6 protein-coding genes are annotated in these 5,597 nt (G+C 70.6%); all 6 read left to right on the top strand.

Features of this window, described 5'->3' with window-relative positions:
• The coding region (locus tag ISU10_RS22540; RefSeq protein ID WP_228501790.1) for a DUF1365 domain-containing protein at nucleotides 1-927 on the top strand (927 nt) is incomplete at its 5' end.
• Nucleotides 924-2,261: an SAM-dependent methyltransferase gene (locus ISU10_RS22535; RefSeq protein WP_194698700.1), complete on the top strand. Its 1,338-nt coding sequence runs from the start codon at nucleotides 924-926 to the stop codon at nucleotides 2,259-2,261. The genes ISU10_RS22540 and ISU10_RS22535, both read left to right, overlap by 4 nt.
• Nucleotides 2,258-3,067: a DUF1295 domain-containing protein gene (locus tag ISU10_RS22530; protein WP_194698699.1), complete on the top strand. Its 810-nt coding sequence runs from the start codon at nucleotides 2,258-2,260 to the stop codon at nucleotides 3,065-3,067. Before ISU10_RS22535 ends, ISU10_RS22530 begins: the two co-directional genes overlap by 4 nt.
• Before the next feature lie 192 nt (nucleotides 3,068-3,259).
• Nucleotides 3,260-4,048 (top strand): aldo/keto reductase, encoded by a 789-nt coding sequence (locus tag ISU10_RS22525; protein WP_370865797.1) that lies wholly within the window; start codon nucleotides 3,260-3,262, stop codon nucleotides 4,046-4,048.
• Between the two features lie 62 nt (nucleotides 4,049-4,110).
• Complete coding sequence (locus ISU10_RS22520) at nucleotides 4,111-4,668, top strand: protein-L-isoaspartate O-methyltransferase family protein (RefSeq protein WP_194698698.1); 558 nt, start codon at nucleotides 4,111-4,113, stop codon at nucleotides 4,666-4,668.
• Nucleotides 4,665-5,465, top strand: a complete 801-nt coding sequence (locus tag ISU10_RS22515) for an MBL fold metallo-hydrolase (RefSeq protein WP_228501787.1) — start codon at nucleotides 4,665-4,667, stop codon at nucleotides 5,463-5,465. Before ISU10_RS22520 ends, ISU10_RS22515 begins: the two co-directional genes overlap by 4 nt.
• Nucleotides 5,466-5,597: the final 132 nt, after the last annotated feature.

The raw sequence follows: 5,597 nt of genomic DNA, 5'->3' as shown, positions 1-5,597 counted from the left end.
GTCTCGACACCAGCGGGGCTGTCAGGGGGGCCTGGTTTCGAGACGGTTGCTAGCGCAACCTCCTCAACCAGCGAACGCGCAACCTCCTCAACCAGCGAAGGCGCCGTTTCCTCAACCAGCGAACGCGCAACCTCCTCAACCAGCGAAGGCGCCGTTTCCTCAACCAGCGAACGCGCGCCTTCCCCAACCAGCGAGCGCGCGCCTTCCCCGACCAGGGTGCCCGGCGTCTACCGGACCACGATCACCCACACGCGCCGCAAGCCCTGGAAGCGGACCTTCAAGCACCGCTCGTACCTGTGGCTCGTCGACCTCGACCACCTGCCGGACCACGGCGTGCTGGGTCGCTTCGAGGCGCGAGACCATCTGGGATGGCCGCACGCCACGCTGCGCGGCAACGTCACGGCCTTCTTGGCCCGCAACGACATCGACCTGACCACCGCAGCCGGACCTGGACGCATCCTGTTGGCCGCCCACCCACGCGCGTTCGGACACTGCTTCAACCCGATCAGCGTGTTCTGGTGCTTCGACGGCGACGGTCGGCCCGCCGGCACGGTCGTGGAGGTGCACAACACCTACGGCGACCGCCACGCCTACCTGGTGTTTCCCGACGAGCAGGGCCGCGCGAGCACCGCCAAGCAGATGTACGTCTCGCCCTTCCACGGAGTCGACGGCTCCTACGAGCTGGCGGTGCCGACGCCCAGCGACCGGCTGGCGGTCGCCGTGACGCTTCGCTCCGACGACGGCGCGGTGTTCAGCGCTTCGCTCACGGGCGAACGGGTAGCTGGTGCTGGCCGCCCGACCGCGCTCCGCGCAGCACCCGCAGGCATCCGAGGTGCCCTCCTGATCCGAATGCATGGTGTCTGGCTCTGGACGCGCCGACTACGCGTCCAGGGCCGGCCCACCCACCATCAGGCAGGAGTGTCATGACCATCCAGACCAGCCGGGAGGCTGCCACCTGGCCCGGCCTCGACGTCGTACCGAGCGGGCCGCGTGCTGCGGTGTCCGCCGCCGTCGCCCGGCGCCTGTTCTCCGCGGCCGTCGACCGGCTCCCGGTGACCGTGCACCTCGAGTACGCCGACCGGAGCGGCCGAGTACTCGGCCTGGGCGGACCCGCGATGACGGTGCACCGCCCCGACGAGTTCTTCGCCCGCCTGGGGCGACACGGGCTGATCGGCTTCGGGGAGTCGTACCTGACGGGGGCCTGGGAGTCGGCGGACCTCGCCGGATTCCTGAGCGTGCTCGCGGCTGACCTGCCCTCGCTCATCCCGGCCCCACTGCAGAAGGCCCGCGCGCTGGTCGTGGCGCGCCCGCCCCGGGCCCAGCGCAGTACGTCGGAGAACAGCCGCAACAACATCGCCCACCACTACGACCTGTCCAACGACCTCTTCCGCACGTTCTTGGACGAGACCCTGAGCTACTCCTCGGCGCTGTTCGACACGCCCGTACGCCGCCACGAGGACCACCTCGTCGCGATCCCGCCCGGAGGGGAGAGCGCCGAGTCGCTCGCCGACGCGCAGGCCCGCAAGATCGAGCGTCTGCTCGACGTCACGGGTGTCGGCAACGGCACGCGGCTTCTGGAGATCGGCACCGGCTGGGGTGAGCTCGCCCTCCGCGCGGCACGACGCGGCGCGACCGTGCGGACCATCACCTTGTCGACCGAGCAGCTGGCCCTCGCGCGCCGGCGGGTTGCCGAGGCGGGGCTGGCCGACCGGGTCAGCGTGGAGCTGCTCGACTACCGGGATGTGGTCTCGACAAGCTCGACCACCGACAACAGCTCGACCGCCTCGGGCTCGACCACCGAGACGTACGACGCGGTCGTCTCGGTCGAGATGATCGAGGCGGTCGGCCACGACTTCTGGCCGGACTACTTCCGGACCCTCGACCGGTTGCTGGCTCCCGGCGGCAAGGTCGGGCTGCAGGCGATCGTGATGCCGCACGACCGGATGCTCGCGACCCGGCACACGCACACGTGGATCAACAAGTACATCTTCCCCGGCGGCTTCCTGCCGTCGGTGCGGGCGATCGAGCAGGTGACGCGCGAGCACACCTCGCTGCACATCGCCGACCGTCTGTCGTTCGGCAGCCACTACGCCGAGACGCTGCGCCGGTGGGACGACGCCTTCCGCGCCTCGCACGACCGGGTGCGCGAGCTGGGCTTCGACTCGACGTTCGAGCGGATGTGGCACTTCTACCTGGAGTACTCCCGCGCGGGGTTCGCCTCGGGGTACATCGACGTCGAGCAGATCGTCCTCACCCGTTGACCGCAGCCGTTCTTCTCGTCAGCCTCTCCGTCGTCGTGGTGGTCGTCGTCGCGATGACCGTCACGGCTCTGGCCGCGCGACGGGTCAACCGGGTCTCGGTCGTCGACGTGACGTGGGGGCTGGCGCTGGTCGGTGCTGCCGTCGCCTGTGCCGTGGTCGGGCCTGCCGTCTCGGATGCGGATGCGGACGCGTGGCGGTCGTGGCTGCTCGTCGCCTTGGTCGGGGCCTGGGGCTTGCGGCTGTCGCGGCACCTGGTGAAGCGGATGGGCGGTCACGGCGAGGACCCGAGGTACCTCAAGCTGCTGGGCGGCGAGCTGAACGACGGGCGCATGGGTGACGCCGTACGCAAGGTGTTCATCGTGCAGGGTGTCGCCGTCTGGTTGGTGTCGCTGCCCCTGCAGGCCGCCGGCGTCGTCGACCTACGTTGGCCCTGGCTGGTGTTCCTCGGCGCTGCGGTGTGGCTGGTCGGGATGTTCTTCGAGTCGGTCGGCGACGCCCAGCTCGCGACGTACCGTGCTCAGCCGCGCGACCAGCGTCCGCCCGTGCTCGACACCGGCCTGTGGCGCTACACGCGCCACCCCAACTACTTCGGCGACGCCTGCGTGTGGTGGGGCCTGTGGCTCGCGGGCGCACTGGCCTCCGGTTGGCTGCCCGCACTCGCGACCCTCGTCGCGCCGGTGGCGATGACGTACTTCCTGGCCTACGCCACCGGCGCCCGGCTTCTGGAGCAGACCTTGATGGAGCGGCCGGCCTACCGCGCGTACGCCTCCAGGACCTCGATGCTCGTGCCGTGGCCTCCCAGGTGAGAGCTGTCGGGGGCCGGTCTACTCCACGCTGATCTCGACGTACCCGGCGGAGTCGTACATCGGGGGCAGCGCGCCTGCGTCATGACCGCCGGTTCGCGTGGAACGGGCCTCGGGCCATGCCTGACCGTAGCGGTCCTTGACTGGACGTTCAATCAGAGCTTTCGACGTACCCGCCGGGGCTAGTGTCGAGAGGTGCCCGCGCCCGTCGACATCCCGACCACGACCCTGCAGCTCCCGGGAGGCGGTGCGTTCCCCCTCGTCGGGTTCGGCACCTGGCAGCTGCGCGGTGAGGAGTGCTACGCCGCGACGCTCGCGGCCCTGGAGGCGGGCTACCGACACCTCGACACGGCGACCATGTACCGCAACGAGGACGAGGTGGGACGCGCGCTGCGCGACAGCATGGTGCCGCGCGAGGAGGTCTTCGTGACCACGAAGTACAACCCGCGCTCCGGGGGCGACGAGCTCGCGATCCTCGACCAGAGCCTGGCAGCGCTCGGCGTCGAGTACGTCGACCTGTGGCTGGTGCACGCACCCGACCGGCGCAACGAGGAGGTGTGGGCGAGCTTCGTGTCGGCGCAGCAGGACGGCCGGGCGCGCGACATCGGCGTCAGCAACTTCTCGCTCCGACAGATCGACCGCGTCAGCGACGCGACCGGCGTGGTGCCGGCCGTGAACCAGATCGAGTGGCGGCCGTCGATGTACGACGCCTCGCTGGTCGCCTCCCACCGCGAGCGCGGCGTCGTGCTCGAGGGCTACAGCGCGCTGCGCGGCGGGTCGCTCAGCGATCCCGTGGTGAGACGCATCGCCGACGAGACCGGGCGCACGCCCGCCCAGGTGCTGGTCCGCTGGCACGTCCAGCACGGGATCGTCGTCATCCCGCGTTCGTCGCAGCCCGAGCGCGTACGGGCCAACGCCGATGTGGGTGGGTTCGAGCTGTCGGACGAGCAGATGACGGCCCTGGACGCGCTGGGCCGGCCGTGACCAACCGATTCGTCAGCGGTCCAACGGGTCCTCATCACAGGGCTGCTGCTGACGAATCGGGGGTGGGCCGGGCGTTCGCCGCCTTCCCACGGATCGGGTTCCTGCCCGGCGACGAGCGGCGGCGAGCGGCGTACGACGGACCGTTGCCGATCGGCGAGGGACAGACCAACTCCCAACCGCGCACGGTCGACGCGATGCTCCGGCTGCTCGAGGTGGCACCGGGGATGCGGGTGCTCGACGTGGGCTCGGGCTCGGGCTGGACCACGGCACTGCTCGCTCACCTCGTCGGCCCGCAGGGTGAGGTGATCGGCGTCGAGCTCGAGCCGTCGCTGGTCGCGTTCGGCGCGGCCAACCTGTCAGCGACAGGGCAGCCCTGGGCACGCATCGTCCTGGCCGTGCCCGGTGTGCTCGGCGTGCCGGAGTACGCGCCGTACGACCGGATCCTGGTCTCCGCCGAGCCGTCGACCCTGCCGAGCCAGCTCGTCGACCAGCTCGGCGAGGGCGGTCGACTCGTCATCCCGGTTCGCGGCACGATGACACTCGTGACCCGCAACGGCACCGCCATCCGCGAGAGCCACCACGGCTCCTACCGCTTCGTGCCCTTGAGGACGAGCCGTTGAGCTGGCGCAAGGTCGGGTCGTTCCTGGTCCACCCGCTCGTCGACGCAGCTGGGCCGATCGAGACCACGTTGGCCGAGGCGTTCCCGTCCGCCAGCGAGGAGCAGCTGGCCTCGGCGCGCGACCTCGACCCCCAGACGTTCGGCGCCGACGGCCAGTGGGTGCTGCCGTTTCGCGCGTTCGTCGTGGTCGGTCCCGACGACCACGTGACCATCGTCGACCTCGGGGTCGGTACGTCGACCAGCCCCGCCGCTTCGTGGGCTCCCGGTCAGGGGCGCCTCCCCGACGGTCTCACCGAGCTCGGGATCGCGCCGGCCGACGTGGGCACCGTCGTGCTCACCCACCTCCACGACGACCACGTCGGCTGGGTGCTGGGCCGCGCGGGGGTGCCCCTCTTCGCCAACGCCCAGCACGTGATCCAGTCCGCAGAAGTAGCCGCGGTCGCCGACGACCGCACCATCTGCGAGGCCACGGTCGACCCGTTGCGCGCCGCGGGTCTGCTGCGCGAGCTCGACGGGCCCTACGCCCTGCGACCCGGCATCGACCTGGACCCCACTCCGGGACACACCGTCGGCCATCAGTCTGTCTGGCTGTCGTCGGGCGACGACGTGCTGCTGCTGACCGGTGACGTGCTGGTGCACGCCATCCAGCTGTTGTTCCCCGAGGTCGCCTACGCCGCCGAGGCCGACCCGGTCGCGGGTGCGGCCACTCGCCGGCGGGTGTACGACGAGGCGAGACGTCGTCGAGCAGCCCTGGCCACCTCGCACCTGACGACGCCGTACATCGCGACACCGCCGTAGCCAGCGTGGTTTCGAGACGGGACTTCGTCCCTGCTCAACCAACGACCGAACCGTAGCCAGCGTGGTTTCGAGACGGGACTTCGTCCCTCCTCAACCAACGACCGAACCGTAGCCAGCGTGGTTTCGAGACGG

This window comes from Nocardioides agariphilus (genome assembly GCF_015352445.1).
GTDB classification, from domain to species: Bacteria; Actinomycetota; Actinomycetes; order Propionibacteriales; family Nocardioidaceae; genus Nocardioides; species Nocardioides agariphilus.
The sequence above is the reverse complement of the archived record's forward strand: the minus strand, read 5'-3'. Positions and strand labels throughout refer to the sequence as shown.

Coding starts and splice junctions, on each gene's coding strand:
- ISU10_RS22535 (WP_194698700.1), top strand. CDS start 924: ATGACCATCCAGACCAGCCGGGAGGCTGCCACCTGGCCCGGCCTCGAC.